General features: G+C 61.2%; 11 protein-coding genes. 8 read left to right on the forward strand and 3 right to left on the reverse strand.

The window, feature by feature from the left end; translation table 11 throughout:
- The first annotated feature begins 71 nt into the window (after window positions 1-71).
- From modB to CFN46_RS03655, 3 genes are all read left to right on the forward strand, one after another.
- Complete coding sequence (modB, locus tag CFN46_RS03645; protein ID WP_024953104.1) at window positions 72-764, forward strand: molybdate ABC transporter permease subunit; 693 nt, start codon at window positions 72-74, stop codon at window positions 762-764.
- Window positions 757-1995, forward strand: a complete 1239-nt coding sequence (modC, locus tag CFN46_RS03650) for a molybdenum ABC transporter ATP-binding protein (RefSeq protein WP_088742742.1) — start codon at window positions 757-759, stop codon at window positions 1993-1995. The genes modB and modC overlap by 8 nt, the downstream gene beginning before the upstream one ends.
- Window positions 1996-2066: 71 nt before the next feature.
- Window positions 2067-2879: an MOSC domain-containing protein gene (locus CFN46_RS03655; protein ID WP_088742743.1), complete on the forward strand. Its 813-nt coding sequence runs from the start codon at window positions 2067-2069 to the stop codon at window positions 2877-2879.
- Window positions 2880-2976: 97 nt separating this feature from the next.
- Here the strand turns inward: CFN46_RS03655 and CFN46_RS03660 are convergent, their stop codons facing one another.
- Together CFN46_RS03660 and CFN46_RS03665 are read right to left on the reverse strand one after the other, a co-directional pair.
- The gene (locus tag CFN46_RS03660; protein WP_088742744.1) at window positions 2977-3990 is read right to left on the reverse strand and encodes a histone deacetylase; all 1014 of its coding nucleotides are present in this window, start codon (window positions 3988-3990) and stop codon (window positions 2977-2979) included.
- Between the two features lie 63 nt (window positions 3991-4053).
- The gene (locus CFN46_RS03665) at window positions 4054-6198 is read right to left on the reverse strand and encodes a hypothetical protein (RefSeq protein WP_088742745.1); all 2145 of its coding nucleotides are present in this window, start codon (window positions 6196-6198) and stop codon (window positions 4054-4056) included.
- Between the two features lie 238 nt (window positions 6199-6436).
- On the opposite strand from CFN46_RS03665, the gene CFN46_RS03670 reads away from it, so the two are divergent.
- Together CFN46_RS03670 and CFN46_RS03675 are read left to right on the forward strand one after the other, a co-directional pair.
- A complete protein-coding gene (locus tag CFN46_RS03670; protein ID WP_246116612.1) occupies window positions 6437-7075 on the forward strand; it encodes an oxidoreductase in 639 nt (212 codons plus the stop codon).
- Window positions 7076-7281: 206 nt separating this feature from the next.
- Complete coding sequence (locus CFN46_RS03675; RefSeq protein ID WP_176426405.1) at window positions 7282-9672, forward strand: ATP-binding protein; 2391 nt, start codon at window positions 7282-7284, stop codon at window positions 9670-9672.
- A 41-nt stretch (window positions 9673-9713) separates the two neighbouring features.
- On the opposite strand, the gene cra is transcribed toward CFN46_RS03675, so the two are convergent.
- Window positions 9714-10724, reverse strand: a complete 1011-nt coding sequence (cra, locus tag CFN46_RS03680) for a catabolite repressor/activator (protein WP_024953111.1) — start codon at window positions 10722-10724, stop codon at window positions 9714-9716.
- A gap of 293 nt (window positions 10725-11017) precedes the next feature.
- Here cra and ptsP point away from each other — a divergent pair, with 293 nt between their 5' ends.
- From ptsP to CFN46_RS03695, 3 genes are read left to right on the forward strand one after another with little or no spacing between them, the layout of a single operon-like run.
- Window positions 11018-14011 (forward strand): phosphoenolpyruvate--protein phosphotransferase, encoded by a 2994-nt coding sequence (ptsP, locus tag CFN46_RS03685; protein ID WP_088742747.1) that lies wholly within the window; start codon window positions 11018-11020, stop codon window positions 14009-14011.
- Window positions 14011-15120 (forward strand): 1-phosphofructokinase family hexose kinase, encoded by a 1110-nt coding sequence (locus CFN46_RS03690; RefSeq protein ID WP_024953113.1) that lies wholly within the window; start codon window positions 14011-14013, stop codon window positions 15118-15120. The genes ptsP and CFN46_RS03690 overlap by 1 nt, the downstream gene beginning before the upstream one ends.
- Complete coding sequence (locus CFN46_RS03695) at window positions 15117-16916, forward strand: PTS fructose-like transporter subunit IIB (RefSeq protein ID WP_088742748.1); 1800 nt, start codon at window positions 15117-15119, stop codon at window positions 16914-16916. Before CFN46_RS03690 ends, CFN46_RS03695 begins: the two co-directional genes overlap by 4 nt.
- Window positions 16917-17012: the final 96 nt, after the last annotated feature.

Here is a 17012-nt window from a genome sequence, read left to right on the forward strand (position 1 = left end):
TGGCCAGCAGCATCTGCACTGATGTGCAGTCGCCTGCGGGAGATGACCATCATCATGTTCGAGGAGAGCCGATGCTGAGTGCCCTGGAATGGGAAGCCCTGAGTCTGAGCCTCAAGGTGGCTTGCGTGGCCGTCGGTGTGAGCCTGATTCCCGGCTTTGCCGCCGCCTGGTGGCTGGCGCGCCGTGACTTTCGTGGCAAGGCGCTGGTCGATGGTCTGTTGCATCTGCCGCTGGTATTGCCACCGGTGGTGGTCGGCTATCTGCTGCTGATCACCTTCGGGCGCAACGGTGCCATTGGCCAGTGGCTGGCCAAGATAGACATCGTGCTGCCTTTCACCTGGCAGGGGGCTGCCGTAGCCGCTGCCGTGATGGCATTTCCGCTGATGGTGCGCGCCATGCGCCTGTCACTGGAGGCGATTGATCCCGGGCTTGAGGCTGCCGCCCGCACGCTGGGCGCCAATCCGCTGCGTGTGCTGCTGACCGTGACGCTGCCGTTGTCACTGCCGGGCATTCTCGCGGGGGGCACTCTGGCCTTCGCGCGTGCGTTGTCAGAATTCGGCGCCACCATCACCTTCGCAGCCAACATTCCCGGTGAGACTCGCACCTTGCCATTGGCGCTCTATACCTTGATCCAGACGCCGGGGCAGGAGAATGCGGCTGCCCGGCTGTGCGCCATCGCCGTGGTGATCGCGATGATTTCACTGCTGGCATCTGAATGGCTGGCGCGGCGTGCGCGGATGCGCATGGAGGGGCGTGATGCTTGATTTCCACCTCAATCGCTTGCAGGGCACCTTCCAGCTGGACGCTACGCTCAAGGTGCCTGCGCGCGGTGTTACCGCACTGTTTGGGCGCTCTGGCAGTGGCAAGACCAGCATCCTGAGGCTGATCGCCGGACTGGAACGTCTGGATCACGGCCACCTGCGGCTGGCCGGTGAATGTCTGGCGGGGGGCGAAGACAATGTCTTCGTCCCCGCGCATCGGCGTCAGCTAGGCGTGGTTTTCCAGGAGCCGCGCCTCTTCCCCCATTACACCGTGCGCGGCAATCTTTGCTATGGCATGCCGCGCGCGCTCACGCCCGGCAAGCGCCAGGAAAATCGCAATCGCCTGCACGAGATGGTGACGCTGCTGGGAATAGAGGACCTGCTTGCGCGCATGCCAGGACAGCTGTCGGGAGGCGAGGCACGCCGTGTCGCCATTGGTCGTGCGCTGTTGTCGCGCCCGCGGATGCTGTTGCTCGATGAGCCGTTGACTGGGCTTGACGGTGCCCGCAAGCAGGAGCTGCTGCAGTACATCAGTCGGCTGGCACGTGAGATCGAGATTCCGATCCTGTTTGTCAGCCATGATACCCGCGAGCTGTTTGCGGTGGCAGACAGGCTGGCGCTGGTGGATAACGGCCGTATCACGGCCAGTGGTGAGATCGGTGACATGCTGTCACGGCTGGATCTGGCGCCTCAGACCGGCCGTTATGAGGCAGGATCACTGCTCAGTGCTGAAGTGTTGTCTCACGATGATGACTGGCAGCTGACGCGGCTTGGATTGGGGGCCGGGCTCAGCCTGCAGCTGGCGCGACTGGCAATGCCGGTCGGGCGGCGAGTACGCCTGCGCCTGCGTGCGCGTGATATCAGCATCGCGCTCAAGACTCCTGAACACACCAGCCTGCGCAATGTGTTGCCCGCGGTGATTCACGAGATAGAAACCGAGCGCGGCCATGCGAGTGCCGAGCTGGTGCTGGGGATTGCTGGCCAGCGTGTGCGGGCCCGCGTGGACCGGCTGGTCTGTCAGGAGTTGGGGCTAAAGGTCGGGCTGGGCGTCAAGGCACTGATCTCCAGTGTCGCGTTGTCCGGGCCTGACGTGATCAGTCTGGATGCGTCTGCTGATGCGCCGGAGCCGTCTTCCGGCTCTGCTGCTCAGGCCGTTTCCAACACCGCATCTGACTCCAGTACTGACTCATCCTTGACTGCAAAGCCTTCTGCGCCAGATACAAAAAACCGCTGAGGCGGACGGCGTGTCGGACGATCATCTTTCTGGCATGCTTCGTCAGCCCCTCTCTTACAAGGAAGATCTCCATGCGATTGACCCATCTGTGGCGCTATCCGATGAAGTCCGGTGCTGGTGAGGCACTCGCGTCGGCCGTGGTTGGTGAAGAAGGGCTGGAGCAAGACCGTCGCTTCGTCGTGGTCGCCGCACGGGGCAAGTTCGTGACGGCACGCACGCATCCGCAACTGCAGCGCCTGAGCCTTCGTGAGCAAGCGGCAGGGCACTGGCAGCTCGCGCACCTCGATCGTCCCGAATATGGCGAGATAGCCTTCGCGACAGACCTTCAGGCTGAGCGTCTCGATATCCAGGTATGGGCAGATCAGTTCACGGCATTGAGTGTCAGTGATGAGGCGGATGCCTGGTTGAGCGAGCAGGTGGGCATGCCCGTGAGATTGCTCTGGCTGGGTGAGCAATCCACTCGCTACCGTGAGGTGATTGACCAGCGTGTCAGCGCGGCTGATGCCTTCCCGTTGTTGCTGGCCAGTGAATCGTCGCTGGCAGCGCTGAATACTGACACGCCAACGGCCGATCATGGCATGAACCAGTTCCGGCCCAATCTGGTGATCAGCGGTGCTGAGGCCTGGGCAGAAGACCACTGGAAGGAAGTGCGTGTCGGCGAGGTCCGCTTCCGGCTGGTGTCATCCTGCACGCGGTGCGCGATGGTCAATGTAGACCCTGCTACCGGCCTCAAGCGTGACGACAAGGAACCGCTGACGACACTGGCGCGTGTGCGTCGTTTCGAGGATGGTCAGGTGCACTTCGGTTATAACCTGGTCGCGCTGGACCCCACAGAGGGCCGCAACACGCTGCACGTTGGTGATGACGTGGAAGTGATGGCCTAGCAGGCCCCTGTACGCTGAACATGCAAACGCCCGTCATCGTGAGGTGATGGGCATTTTTTTGTGCATGGCTCAGACAGAATGGCCAAGAAGGAGTGCTTCAGGCAGGCGGCCCGAATAGTGCCGGTTCACCGTGGGCTTCGCGCCAGACGTCCAATGCCGCGCGGTGCAGCTGGCTATGGCGCCAGGCGAGCGCCTCGATATCGCGGTCGTAGCCCCCACCAATCACGCAAGCCACGGCAGCACCGGTGGCGCGACAGCGCTCGATGACGTGGCGTTCGCGTCGATAAAGACCAGCATTCGTCAGTTCCAGATGGCCAAGGCGGTCGGCCGCATGAGGGTCGACACCCGCATCGAAGATCACCAGCTCAGGGCGTACGCGAGCCAGCACCTCCTCCAGCGTACGTGCCAGTACCTCCAGATAGGCCTCATCTCCCATGCCTTTCGGCAGAGGTACATCCAGGTCACTCTTCTGCTTGCGTGCCGGGAAGTTGCTGCCGGCGTGCAGCGACAGCGTGAACACACGCGGTTCGTCAGCGAAGATCAGTGCGGTGCCGTCGCCCTGATGGACATCAAGATCGACCACCAATACCTGACGTACCCCTTCATCGAGTGCCTGACATGCCGCGACGCCAATGTCATTGAGCAGGCAATAACCACTGGCCGCTTCAGGGTGTGCGTGATGCGTGCCACCGGCCGTGTTGCAGGCCAGCCCACGCGCGAGCGCTTCACGTACGGTGGCCAGCGTACCGCCGACGGCCAGCACGCTGCGCTCACGCAGTGCCTCATTCCACACGAAGCCACTGCGGCGCTGGGCCTGTGTACTCAGCGTGCCGGTCAGGAATTCGTGCACGTAGCGACGGGTATGCACCTGTAGCAGGTCATCCTCATCAGCCGGCTCTGGTGTCACCCACTCTACGGCCTGCGGGTATCCGGCCAGCTGGTGATCCAGCAGGCGCTTGAGCACGCTGAACTTGTCCATCGGGAAGGGATGCTTCTCCGGCAGTGCAATCCGGTAACCGGGATGATGAATCAGCGCCAGTGGCGGGCAGCCTGCCACGTCTGGAAACGACGCCGAGCGTGGTGTCAGGCAAGGCTGGGGAGTCGTGGTCATTCAGATCTCTCGCAGTCGGGCAGTAAAAGTTGGCCAGTGAGACGTTGATCATTGCAGGATGGATCAGCGCCGTGCGAGGAAGTGAATTTCCTCACCGCTGGTCGTGAGCTGGCGGATCGCCGTTGGCCGTCCGTCGGCGTCGAGATCCACCAGCCCGATACCGCAGGCATTCAGCAGTCTCTCACCGTGACTGGCGGCATCATGACGACGTGGCGTGATTCGCATGTTGCGCCGCCGCGTCAGCAGATTGAGGGGAGAGCGGGGCGCATACAGCCAGCGGTTGAGGCGATCGAGCACGTCGAGCAGGCCAACGGGAAAGCGATTTCGGATGCCGCTGCTGGTGATCTGCCAGACGTGCGGGCTCGAACGACGATGCTTGAGGCGCACGTCGTAGGCGAAGGAGTAATGCACATCGCCGGAGAGAATCACGAAGTGCTGCGGCGTGCGTGAATGGCGGAAGATGTTGAGCATCACGCTGGCCGCACCTCGGTGCGCCATCCAGTTCTCTGCATCGACCATCAGTGGCTTGCCAGCGAGCGTGAACAGTTTCTGGATGGATTCGATCAACTTGACGCCGAACATGGGCGCCGCTGACACCAGTACCACGGCGCGATGCTCCACCAGGCGTTGTTGCAGGTCGCACAGTGCCTCCCAGTCCATCAGTCCGGATGGATTGGCGAGGTTGCGCTCGCTGCGCCAGCGACGGGTGCGAGTGTCCGCCACGATCAGCGCGGGCGTGGTATCCAACTGATAGTCCCAGCGCTCACAGCGCTCCAGCTTCGTGATCAGCGCATCCTGACGGTCTGCATCGAAATGATGTTCCTCTGTCGAGCCGATGGCAGATGTTGACGGTGTCAGAGCGTACTCCGCCGGCGTGAGCAAGGCGTCGTTAAACAGTGCCGTCGCCTCCTCCAGCAGGTCACGCAAGGGTTCAGGGCCGTTGCCCGCCCCCTGACACAGCAGATAGCCGGTGAGGGCGTTGCCGATGATACGCCGCGAGAAAGGATGGCCATAGGCGGCTTCTTCCCAGGCGGCGCTGAGATTCCAGTCATCGGTCACGTCGTGATCATCGAAGATCATCAGGCTGGGGACATTGGCCAGCAGGCGACGCACCTGACCAAGTCCGGCGCGGAAGCGCCGCAGATGGCTGGCCTCCTGCGCATGTCGCTGACGGGTGGCCTCGGCGTGACCTTCCAGTGCCTTCGGGTCTTCCAGTTCGATGCTCAATGCCTTCCACGGCACGTCAGACCACACCAGCAGGTACATGGCGATCATTTCCGACAGGCCAATCAGATGATTGTCAGCACCGGTAGAGGTGAAGATGGGCTTGCGCTTGGCACCGAAGAAGCTGGCGGCCAGCCCCTCGTTGGCAGGCATGTCGGGCAGCAACTGCGGACGGTGGTAGAGGTGCGAGGGATGCTGGCGCAGCTCACGAGTATCCGACACTTCGGCGCCCATCAGCGTCTCTTCTGGCAGGCCGAGCCCGGCAATCAGCTGGTCGATGGCGCCCAGCATCGGGCCGGCGACATCGTCGGCATAGATCTGATCCCCCGTGAAGAGCATCACCTCTGGCCATTCGCGAGTGTCATCGCGGCGCTTGGCCAGCCAGTTATCCAGTGCCACCAAGCCATCGCCTGCCGGGCCATCGACGCTTTCGGACTCATTGCCGGGGGTATCAGGATGGCCATTGTCCGTCTGCTGGCGAGCTTCTTTCTCGGTCAGGCCATGATGTGGCTTGCGGCAGCTGCCATGTGCAATGCGTGACAGTGTGGCTGGCAGTCGAAAGCGTGGCAGCGGCTCGCCGGGGTAGCAGATATCGGGCCCCCAGTCGGCGATGCCGTGCCAATCGAGCGTTGTTGAGACGGTATCCGATGCGCGCTCGGCCAATGCCAGTTCGTAGGCGATGGCCGTGTCTACTGGCAAGGGAGTGGCAGGGTGCGCTTCGATCAGCATCAGCCAGGCATGTGCCCCAAGCGGCATCGCTAGATGCTCTGTCAGCGTGCAGCTCGCACGCCTGGGGAGATGATTTCCCCCCAGGTGCAGTGGCTCATCGTCATGTTCGGGCAATAGCCAGACGCGCGCTTGTTGTGGGTGTGATGTCACCAGCCAGAGCATGACCCCTTCAGGTGTGACACGCCGCAGTATTGGTCCAGCCAGTACACGGGGCAGGGTGTCTTTTGTCTCGAGAGGAGTGTAAGAATCAGGCATTGATGAAACGGACTCGGCTGATGGCAAGGGTAAGCACGACGATAGTGGGGGAGTTAGAGACATGGACAGCGTGAGCGAGCATGAGTGCTGTGCTATCAGCATCAGAAGATTGACGAGAAGGTGCTGGCGAATCTTCTTTTACTGCTTCGCGGCACATACTCGCAACATGCAGGCCTGCTAGCGTAAAGTTGGCGCAGCATGCGGGCTTGGCGTTCGCAGAATAGCATGGGAAAAAGGCATGAATGAGCAGTCGACAGGTTACCCGCCACTAGCGTGGAGCGAGTTTGTTCAAGGCTGTCTGCGCCAGACATGCGCATGGCGTGTTTTCACATTCGGGATGGTCATGCTGGCCGGGATGATAAGTCAGACAGCTGCTGCCGAGACGACCTTCATGCCCGGTGAGCGCCACTCTCTTGCGGGTAATGATTGTTTGCCGGCTCCCAAGGGGGCCGTCGTACTGACAATCAAAGGCGCCGTTATTTGTGGCAATGCCGGGACTGTTGACTTGCCCCAGGCACATTTCGACATGGACATGCTGGATGCCTTGCCATCTCGCGTGATGGCCACTCACACTCCCTGGACACAGGGACGTGTCACTTTCACTGGCCCATTGGTACGTGAGTTGATTCACCGTGTGGCCGGTAACGTCACCTTGCTGACTGTCAGTGCACTCAATGATTTTTCCGCCGATATTCCGATCAGTGATATTGAAGACTATGACGTCTTGCTCGCCACGCAGCGTGATGGTCAGCGCATGGCAGTGCGTGATCTCGGCCCGCTGTTCATTCTTTATCCTTTCGATGCTCACCCTGAACTGCTCAATGAGCAGGTGCGCTTCCGTAGTGTTTGGCAGGTCAATGAGTTAAGTCTCAAATGAGAGCACTAGAGCCTCTTTTCCATTCGATGCCATTTCCCTTCAGCACTCCGCCGCAAGACGCTGCAGTGTTGTCGCAGGCGTGCTTGTCAGCTAGCCCTTGAACCGGGAGTCATGCAGTGAAGCGGCAGCCGGACTCATCATTACCTTTACCTGATCAGCAAAAGGAGGCGTCACATACCGCGTCATCACCTGATGCCACGGATGTCTTGACGTCTCCTGCCCCCGCGCGCTGGCCCCTCTGGCTGGGCATGGCCATCAGCATTGCCTTCCTGCTGGCCGCGTTGGGGGTGGGCAGCATCATCTTGCATAACCAGGTGCGGCTGGAAGATCGCACGCGCGATGACGCCGTCTGGACCATCTACAAGCTGGATCGGGAAGCCATGAGTCTGGCATCGACGATATCCCGTTATCCTCGCGCCACGGAGCCTGAGCGTACGTTGATCTGGCAGCAGGTATTACAGACCTACGAGCTGCTCTACAGTCGCACCTATATTTTCCGACGCGGTGACTTCCAGCGCCATCTACTGACGTTACCGGCGGTGCCGCTATTGGCCGACGAGGTGATGAGCCAGATCGATTATATCGATACGCGGCTGGCCCCTTGGCGTGGTGCTGATGCCGAGCCCGATACGGCCAGCGTCAAGGACTTGCAGGTACTAAGCGATGCTGTCAGCCGTTCCACTCAATCCCTCCTGCTGCGCGTGCGAGCGCGATTGGCTGAGGAGCTGACTGCCGAGCGCCATGGGCGTGACCAGCTTATCCGATTGATGTTGCTATTGCTGGGCCTGATGCTGCTGGCTACGTTGATGGTCAGTCGGCAGGTCTGGTTGCAGGCGCGTGGACGTGAGGAGTCTCGCCAACAGTTGTTGATGCTGTCTTCTGCTCTCAAGCACGAAGCGGCGCGCGCCGAGCAGGCCAGTCGTGCCAAATCAGATTTCCTGGCCACCATGAGTCATGAGATTCGCACACCTCTCAATGGGGTGATCGGCATGAGTGAGCTGTTGCTTGCCGAGCCGTTGCAACCCAGTGCGCGTCGTTACGCTAATAGCTTGCGTGATAGTGGTGAAGTCTTGATGGGGCTGGTCGATGACGTGCTGGATTTCTCCAAGATTGAAGCCGGCAAGCTGAGTATCGAGCGACGGCCATTTGATCTCCACCTGGCGATCAATGGCGTGATTGATCTGCTGCTACCGCAGATGGATGACACGCGAGTGGTCTTTGTTGATCGTCGTTCTCCTCTGCTGCCAGAGCACGTGATGGGTGACTCGGTGCGTCTGCGCCAGGTATTGCTCAATCTGCTCTCGAATGCCTTCAAGTTTACCGAGCAAGGCCAGGTCAGCCTGAAGATCGAGGCATTGCCTGCGGGTCGTATTCGCTTTGAGGTGAATGATACGGGCATCGGTATCAGTGATGAGCAAGCCATTCATCTGTTTGAGCCCTTCACGCAGGGTGACTTGTCGACGGCACGACGCTTTGGCGGTACCGGGCTTGGGTTGTCAATTTCACGTCGATTGGTTGAGCTGATGGGAGGCCGGCTGGGCGTCAAGCGGCGCACTGGCAGAGGGGCTTGTTTCTGGTTCGAGCTACCGTTGACGCGGACGTCAAGTATTCTCAAGCAGCTGGATGATTCAAGCACGTTGTCGAGTAGTCACGGCGAGCAGGTGCTGGTAGTGGATGACAACCACATCAATCGCGAAGTGGCGCGTGCAATGCTCGCCGGATTGGGCTATTCGGTGGCTGCGGTTGATAGTGGAAAAGCGGCGTTGGCCTGGTACGCAAGCCACCCTGACGTCGTGTTGATATTGCTCGACCTGCGCATGCCCGAGCTGGATGGCTTTGCGGTCGCGCGTCGCTGGCGCGCATTGGAGCGTAGCGAAGAACGCCCGCCTAGCTTGATTGTCGCCATGACGGCGAATGTCGAAGCAGGTGAGCGTGCCCGTTGTCTGGCCTCGGGTATGAACGATTTCTTGTCCAAGCCCATGCGGCGTCAGCAGCTCGCCAACATGCTGGTACGTTGGCAGGCTGCTGGTAATGAGCCGGGAGTCTGGCGGGTTGAGCCATTCGAGACCGAACGTTATGCAGCAAGGTATTTCGAGAAAGAGGGCTTGGAAGCCTGGCGTTACGAGACAGGACACTGGGAGGAAGAGAGTTCGACAGTGGGTCGCTTTGAGAAAGGATTTCCGAGGGTAGAATCTTTTGAGAAAGCCTCACCCATCTTGAGCAAGGCCAAGACAGCGGCAGCGCCGTACACAGCCTTGCCGCACCAGAGAAATATGAGCACCTCACCTGCTGGGGGGCTGCATGATGAGCTGGATGCCGATAGCATCGCAGCGCTGGAAAAGGCCTTTAGCGAGCAGCTGGATCAGCAAATAGGGCGACTCCGACGTGCACTGGATGGCATGGATCTCGCCCAGCTTCGTCATGAAGCACATTTGCTGAAAGGGAGTGCAGCCACCTTGGGTTACGGGCTTCTGAGCGATGCAGCCCAGCTATTGGAGCAGCAGCTCGCCGTGCATGCACCACGTGCACGTATCGAGGCTGCCGCCACTGCCTTGCTGGCCGAGATTCGTGATCACCGTGTGATGGACAATGCCTGATGCTCACTAACCCCTTGACGCGATTGGCGTTGGTGGCCTTGTCACGTGACGGCCTGGCGTCTGCGTAGCTCACGCTCGACCAGAGTCACGCCAGGCGTGGTTTTTCCTTTGATGGCCTGCAGTGCGAGCGTCAGTGTGGTATCGGCAATGCGTTGATGGCACTGGGGAAGCGAGTGGATTGGCAGCGGTAGGAAGTCCAGCAAGCGGTCATCGCCAAAGCTGGCCATCGCCTTGGGCGGGTTAGCCGGTGTGCCGTGGCTGAACAGTACATCGAGTGCGCCATCCATCAGCGTATAAGAAGCCGTCACGATAGCCTCCGGCATTGGCGAATGCTCAAGATAGGCTTCCAAAGCCTTGGCGCCGGCATCGCGTTCATAGCGCGCGGCATGTAGCGTCGTTTCTGTTATCTCCGCACCTTCTGCCTCACGGTAGGTCTTGAGAGCCGCTTGCATACCTCGGGCCCGCTCCTTTGAAATCTCCATGTCCGGCAGTGCGTCCAGCCACAATAGTCGCTCGGGAGAGTGCTCCAGTACGGCAGCGGTCAGCTGACGTGCGGCGTCTTCATTGTTGCTGACGACGCTGGCGAAGTGACGCGTATCCAGTGCACGGTCAACGCCGATGACCGGGAAGCCATCCAGTCCTAGTTCACGATAGAAGGGATCATCCGGTGCCAGGCAGCTGGCCGTGATCAGAGCATCCACTCGACGTGCCTTGAGCATGCGTGCCAATTCGCGTTCGGTGTCCGGCATATCATCAGAGCAGACGATGAATAGCTGGTAATCACGCTCGCGTGCGCCACGCTCCAGCAGCTTGGCCAAGCGTGCGTAACTTGCGTTTTCCAGGTCTGGCAGCATGAAGCCCAGTGTGCGGCTTGCACCACGTCGTAGCGCCGCTGCTTGCGCATCAATACGATAGTGATGGCGCTGCACCACGGCCATGACTCGCTCCACCGTTTGTGGGCTGATACGTCGGGCCTGTGCCTGTCCATTGACCACGTAGCTGGCGGTGGTTCTTGAGACGCCTGCGAGACGAGCGATTTCTGCCAGGGTCATGCCGCTATCCTTGCTGGGAAAGTGGGTCGCCTGCCGCGACACCGTTCACAAGATGATGCGTATTTGTGAGGCTTGGTGCAAATCATTGGCGCCATCCCCCACCACAGGCGGGTCTACGGCCAATGTATAGTATGAGAATAGCGGGTTCTAGCGGCTTTCTACTTGATAAAATGTCGTAAACCCTCCAGCATGAAATCTATTAGGTGACACGATTCATCTAGTTGTCACCATCATGCGCGATTCACGCCACCCCATTAGCGCCCGTCTGTGAGAGGGGCCTCAAGGAGCCTGCCATGCTCAGCCTCGATCGAGAGGATATTCTCCTCGCCGCCCATGCCACTGACTGGCGTGATGCCTTGCAGCAGGCTGCCGATGCGCTGGTGGCGGGTGGGCGTGCAACAGTGGCCTATCGTGAAGGCCTGTTGGCTCGCGAAGCGCAGTCTTCGACCTATCTAGGACAGGGAATCGCGATTCCTCACGGTACGCCGGACAGTCGTGATGCGGTGTTGTCCACCGGAGTACGTGTGCTGCAGTTTCCCGACGGCGTTGAGTGGCACGATGGCAATCGTGTCTTTCTGCTGGTCACGATCGCGGCGCAATCCGATGAGCATCTCGACATCCTGCGTGCTCTGACGCGTGTACTTGATCGTGACGGCGTCAGTGAACGTCTGGCGACCGCCAGTGAGCCGGAGCAGATTCTCGCCGAGCTGGGCCAAGAGGTGAAGCCGGCGCGACTTGATGCCGATACCGTGCTGACAGGCTTCCCTGCGCGTGATCGTGATGAGCTGGTACTGGCGGCGGCGGCACGACTGCGTCAGGCCGGCTGTGTCGGCGATGGTTTCATCAGCGCCATGTTATCGGCTGAGCCGCGTGCACTGGGTCAGGGCATCTGGCTGGTACAGTCAGATCAGGACGTGTCGCAGGCTGGGCTTGCTGTGGTGACGCCCGAGAAATCGCTGGAAACGCGCCACGGGCGTATCAATGCACTGGCCTGTCTGGCGCGTGTGCCTTCACAAGGGCAACACCACAGGCCGCTGCTCGAACGCTTGTTGATCTTGTTGGAAGACGGCGGCGGTGACCGCCTGCCGGGCCTCTCTACCGCTGCACTGTTGGCCCGCCTGTCGGGAGAATCAGCTACGGCACAGGTGGTGCGCGTGACGCTGCTTAACGCGCATGGACTGCATGCGCGGCCCGCCAAGCAGTTGGTACAGGCTGCGCGAGATGCCGGTGAACGGCACGGTGTCATTCCCTCGCTGCGCCTTGAAGAGGGTGGTGATGGTGTCGTCAGTGCTGCGAGCTTGACCAAGGTGTTGGGGCTAGGGGCGCGTCGTGGTCAGGCGTTGGTATTCAGTGCCGCGACTGAGGATCAGGCCAAGGCCGAGGCAGCACTGGCCATGATGGTGGCGGCTGTACAGGCCGGATTGGGAGAAGCGGTCGAGCCATTGGCCGACCAGCGCCCGACGGCAGGCACTTCCGTGATTGAGTCAGCAGGGCAGACGTCTGATGTCGAGGCACCGACTGCGGATAGTGTAGTGCCTGCGGTGGCCGCATCGCCGGGCATGGCGATTGCCCCTTGCTGGGTGATGCGTCTACCGCGCTTTGATTACTCTGCGCGCAGTGACGCGGGCGCTGACAATGAGGTCGCGCGCCTTGAGGTCGGAATCCAGGAGGCTCGCCTGCAGCTGCAGGCGTTGGTCAATCGTGCTGAAGGTGCCGAGATGGCCGAGATCCTCTCGATGCACGAAGAGATGCTCGGTGACCCTGAGCTGTTCGTCGCCGCGCGTGAAAGCCTTGAAGAAGGCAGCAGTGCGGAAGCGGCCTGGTGGTCGGCCATCGACAGTGCCGCCCGCGCGCAGGAAAACCTGGCAGACCGGCTGCTGGCCGAACGTGCCGCTGACTTGCGGGATGTCGGGCGTCGCGTACTGGGCGTGCTGACAGAAACCCCGTTGCCGAGCGCGCCGGAAACGCCGCACGTGCTGGTGACGGAAGATATCGGCCCCTCCGATGTTGCACGGTTGGACACCACGCGCGTGCGCGGGTTGGTGACGGCATTGGGCGGCGCGACCTCGCATAGTGCGATCCTGGCGCGTTCACTGGGCATTCCGGCGGTGGTCGGGGCAGGGCAGAGCGTGCTGGCGATTGCCGATGGTACTGAATTGATCGTCGACGGTGAGCGGGGTCGTGTCAGCGTCGCGCCTTCTGCCAGTCGCCGCGCCCGGGCTGAAGAGGCCATCGCTGGCCGTGAGCAGCGTCAGGCCGCCGCGTGGGAATCCCGCATGGCGCCGGCAATGACACGTGATGGTCATCATGTCGAGGTCGTGGCCAACCTTGGCAACACCGCGCATGCCGGTGATGCGGTTGAACGCGGCGCAGAAGGGGTGGGTCTGCTACGTACCGAGTTCGTGTTCATGGCGCACCCGCAAGCGCCGGATCTCGCGACTCAGATCACTCAATACGGCGAGGCGTTGGATGCGCTTGACGGTCGTCCGCTGGTGGCACGCACGCTGGATGTGGGTGGCGACAAGCCGCTGTCCTACTGGCCGCTGCCGCGTGAAGACAATCCTTTCCTGGGTCTGCGCGGCATTCGCCTAGCGCTGACTCGCCCTGAAGTGCTCGAGACACAAGTGCGGGCGCTGTTGACAGCGGCGGGTTCGCGTCCGATCCGGCTGATGTTCCCGATGGTAAAAGACCTCGCCGAGCTACGTGCTGCTCGTGTGATCGTTGATCGCGTGCGGGATGAGCTGGACGCGGCACATGAGGCCGAGCATGGTCAGCCGCCTCAGCGTGATGTGCAAGTGGGGGTGATGATCGAGATCCCCTCCGCTGCCTTGACGGCGGCGAGCATCGCGCCGGAAGTCGATTTCTTCTCCGTTGGCACCAATGACCTGACTCAGTACACCTTGGCGATCGACCGTGGCCACGCCACGTTGTCAGCACAGGCCGATGGCTTGCATCCCGCAGTGCTGCGTCTGATCGAGATGACCGTCAACGCTGCCCATGCCCACGGCGCCTGGGTAGGCGTCTGTGGTGAGCTGGCAAGCGATGATCAGGCGGTGGGGGTGTTGGTGGGGCTGGGCGTGGATGAGTTGTCGGTATCCAGTCGCCAGATTCCGCTGGTCAAGGCACGTGTCCGCGAGCTGGATTTGGCCACCGCGCGTGAGCAGGCGCGTGTCGCGCTGATTCAACCGACCTCCGAAGACGTGCGCAGTGCGCTGGATGCGCTGCTCGATCATGCTGACACCGCACAGGGCACGTCACTGGATACTCTCAATCAGGAGTCGGTGTGATGGCTGGTGCAGCGAAGAACATGAGCAATGGCACGGCTTCACTGACAGGTGCAGTAGATGAGTTGACAGGTGAACTGACAGACAAGCTGGTACGTGATGCGGGCAGCTGTCCGGTGCTGTGCGTGACGCTCAATCCGGCATTGGACCTGACCATCACACTGAGCAGTCTGACGCTGGGCAAGGTCAATCGCGCAGATGGTAATCAGTTGGAAGCTGCCGGCAAGGGCATCAATGTGGCACGGGTACTGGCTTCTCTCGGGCATCCGATCACGCTGACCGGCTTTCTGGGCCGCGACAATCAGGCCGATTTCACTGCCGCCTTCTCGACCTGGGGCCTGACAGACGCTTTCGAACGTGTGTCAGGCGCAACGCGTATCAACGTCAAACTCGGTGAAACCAGTGGGCGTGTCACCGATATCAATGGGGCCGGCATGCAGGTTGATGCTGATGCATTCGCGCGTCTTGAAGCCCGCATTGATGAGTGGATCGCTCAACGAGACAGTGTTGATGGCGTTGCAGTGGTCATCGCGGGCAGCCTGCCGCCGGGTATTACGCATATGCAGTTGGCGTCGCTGGTGAGTCGTGTACGCGCTCAGTCAGTTGATTGCTGGCTCGATACCAGTGGTGCGGCGCTGGAAGCGGGTCTTGCGGCATGCCCGACGGCGGTCAAGCCCAACGAGCAGGAGCTAGCGTTGTGGGCAGGTGAGCCATTGGACAGCGACGCCGCCCGTGAGCGTGCCCTGATGCAGCTTGTCGATCACGGCATTCGTGAAGCACTGATTTCCGCTGGGCCAGAAGGCGTGCTGTGGACCCGCCCCAATGCGGTAACGCTACGTGCCCGTCCGCCACGCATGCAGGTAGTCAGTACCGTGTGCGCTGGCGATACACTGCTGGCAGCCATGCTGCATGGCGTGCTGTGTCATCCCGTGGCCTCGCCCGCCACGCGCGAACGGATACTGCGCTTTGCGACGGCCTTGTCGGCCGAAGCAGTGACGCACCCGGGGCCGGGCAATCCGCTCGCTTCCCAGCTTGAATTCCTCCAACAACACACCAGCATCGAGACACTGGCGCCTGCCGATGTCGAGACAGCCGGAGAGTCACGCCAATGAACGTCATTATCGTCACCGCCTGCCCGAGTGGCATGGCGACTACCTTCCTGGCAGCGCGCCGTCTGGAACAGGCCGCGCGTCGTCATGGTTGGAATCCTGTCATCGACATGCATTCCGAGCTTGAGGCTGGCATCACGCTGAGCGAGTCTCAGCTGGACGCCGCCGAGCTGGTGATCGTGGCAGCGTCGCCTGTCGCGAGTGCCGGGCTTGAGCGCTTCGTGGGTATGCAGGTGCATGTTGCCTCCATCGAGGAGGCCTTGCCGGACCCCGAAGCCTTCCTCGCGATGGCGGAGTCGCGTGCTCGTCGGCTGGAAAGCGCGGATCTGGGCAGTACTGATCTGACGAAATCTGGTCTGAGCAGCGCCGTGCCTGAAAATGTAGGGACGACTACTCAGACAGCCGCCAAGTCCGTGCCGTCCATCGTGGCCGTGACGGCCTGCCCGACGGGGGTAGCGCATACCTTCATGGCGGCAGAGGCGTTGAGCGAGGCAGGGCGTGCATTGGGCTATCCGACGCGCGTCGAGACCCAGGGCTCAGTTGGTGCACAGGACGCGCTCACCGAGCAGGAAATTGCGGACGCCGATGTCGTGATTCTGGCCTGCGATATCGAGGTCGATCCGACCCGTTTTGCCGGTAAACGCGTCTGGCGCACCTCTACCAGCACGGCGCTCAAGAAGCCGCGCGATACCATTGAAGAGGCCTTCGAAGGCGCACAGGTACAGCCGGCAGGCGGTGAAAAGCAGGGCAGTGGTCAGCAACAGGGCGAGAAGCGCGGCCCTTATAAGCATCTGCTCACTGGCGTGTCCTTCATGCTGCCGATGGTAGTGGCGGGCGGCTTGATGATTGCGCTGTCCTTCATCTTCGGTATCAAGGCCTTCGAGGAGGAAGGGACACTGGCGGCAGCACTGATGCAGATTGGCGGTGGTGCAGCCTTCAAGTTGATGATTCCGGTACTGGCCGGCTATATCGCCTATTCCATCGCTGACCGTCCGGGCATCACACCCGGCATGATTGGCGGCTTGCTGGCCTCCACGTTGGATGCCGGCTTCCTCGGCGGCATCATCGCTGGTTTTCTGGCGGGCTATACCGCGCTCGGCCTGAGCCGTTACGTCAAGCTGCCGCAGTCGATCGAATCGCTCAAACCGATTCTGATCATCCCGCTGGTGGCGAGCTTGATCACCGGTCTGGTGATGATCTATGTCGTCGGGACGCCCGTGGCAGGCTTGATGTCGGCACTGACGAATTATCTGGAATCGATGGGTTCGGCGAATGCCGTGCTGCTGGGCATCCTGCTGGGTGCGATGATGTGCTTTGATCTGGGCGGACCGGTCAACAAGGCTGCCTACGCGTTCGGTGTGGGCCTGCTGGCCAGCGAAACCTACGCGCCGATGGCGGCCATCATGGCGGCAGGCATGGTGCCGGCACTCGGCATGGGGCTGGCCAGTTTCATCGCGCGCAACAAGTTTGCCGTGCCGGAGCGTGAAGCTGGCAAGGCCAGTTTCGTGCTTGGGCTGTGCTTCATCTCTGAGGGTGCGATTCCCTTCGCTGCCAAGGACCCGTTGCGCGTGATTCCGTCCTGCATGGCCGGTGGTGCAGTGACTGGCGCGCTGTCGATGCTGGTCGGTGCCAAGCTGGTCGCACCGCATGGCGGCCTGTTTGTACTGCTGATCCCCAATGCCATCAATGTGCCGTTGCTGTATCTGGGAGCCATCGTGGCCGGCACCCTGATTACCGGCATCGGTTATGCCATGCTCAAGAAGGGCGCACAGCAGGTCGAGACGGCTGCCGTGAGCTGAGAAGGGTGCTTGCAGCTGAACACTAAAAAGCCCCGCTCGGTTACCCGAGCGGGGCTTTTTAGTGTCTGAGAGCCCGCAGAGGTTTCCCCTGTGGGC

It is taken from the genome of Cobetia sp. QF-1, assembly GCF_002213105.1.
GTDB classification, from domain to species: Bacteria; Pseudomonadota; Gammaproteobacteria; order Pseudomonadales; family Halomonadaceae; genus Cobetia; species Cobetia crustatorum.

Coding starts and splice junctions, on each gene's coding strand:
- modB (WP_024953104.1), top strand. CDS start 72: ATGCTGAGTGCCCTGGAATGGGAAGCCCTGAGTCTGAGCCTCAAGGTG.
- modC (WP_088742742.1), top strand. CDS start 757: ATGCTTGATTTCCACCTCAATCGCTTGCAGGGCACCTTCCAGCTGGAC.
- CFN46_RS03655 (WP_088742743.1), top strand. CDS start 2,067: ATGCGATTGACCCATCTGTGGCGCTATCCGATGAAGTCCGGTGCTGGT.
- CFN46_RS03660 (WP_088742744.1), bottom strand. CDS start 3,990: ATGACCACGACTCCCCAGCCTTGCCTGACACCACGCTCGGCGTCGTTT.
- CFN46_RS03665 (WP_088742745.1), bottom strand. CDS start 6,198: ATGCCTGATTCTTACACTCCTCTCGAGACAAAAGACACCCTGCCCCGT.
- CFN46_RS03670 (WP_246116612.1), top strand. CDS start 6,437: ATGAATGAGCAGTCGACAGGTTACCCGCCACTAGCGTGGAGCGAGTTT.
- cra (WP_024953111.1), bottom strand. CDS start 10,724: ATGACCCTGGCAGAAATCGCTCGTCTCGCAGGCGTCTCAAGAACCACC.
- ptsP (WP_088742747.1), top strand. CDS start 11,018: ATGCTCAGCCTCGATCGAGAGGATATTCTCCTCGCCGCCCATGCCACT.
- CFN46_RS03690 (WP_024953113.1), top strand. CDS start 14,011: ATGGCTGGTGCAGCGAAGAACATGAGCAATGGCACGGCTTCACTGACA.
- CFN46_RS03695 (WP_088742748.1), top strand. CDS start 15,117: ATGAACGTCATTATCGTCACCGCCTGCCCGAGTGGCATGGCGACTACC.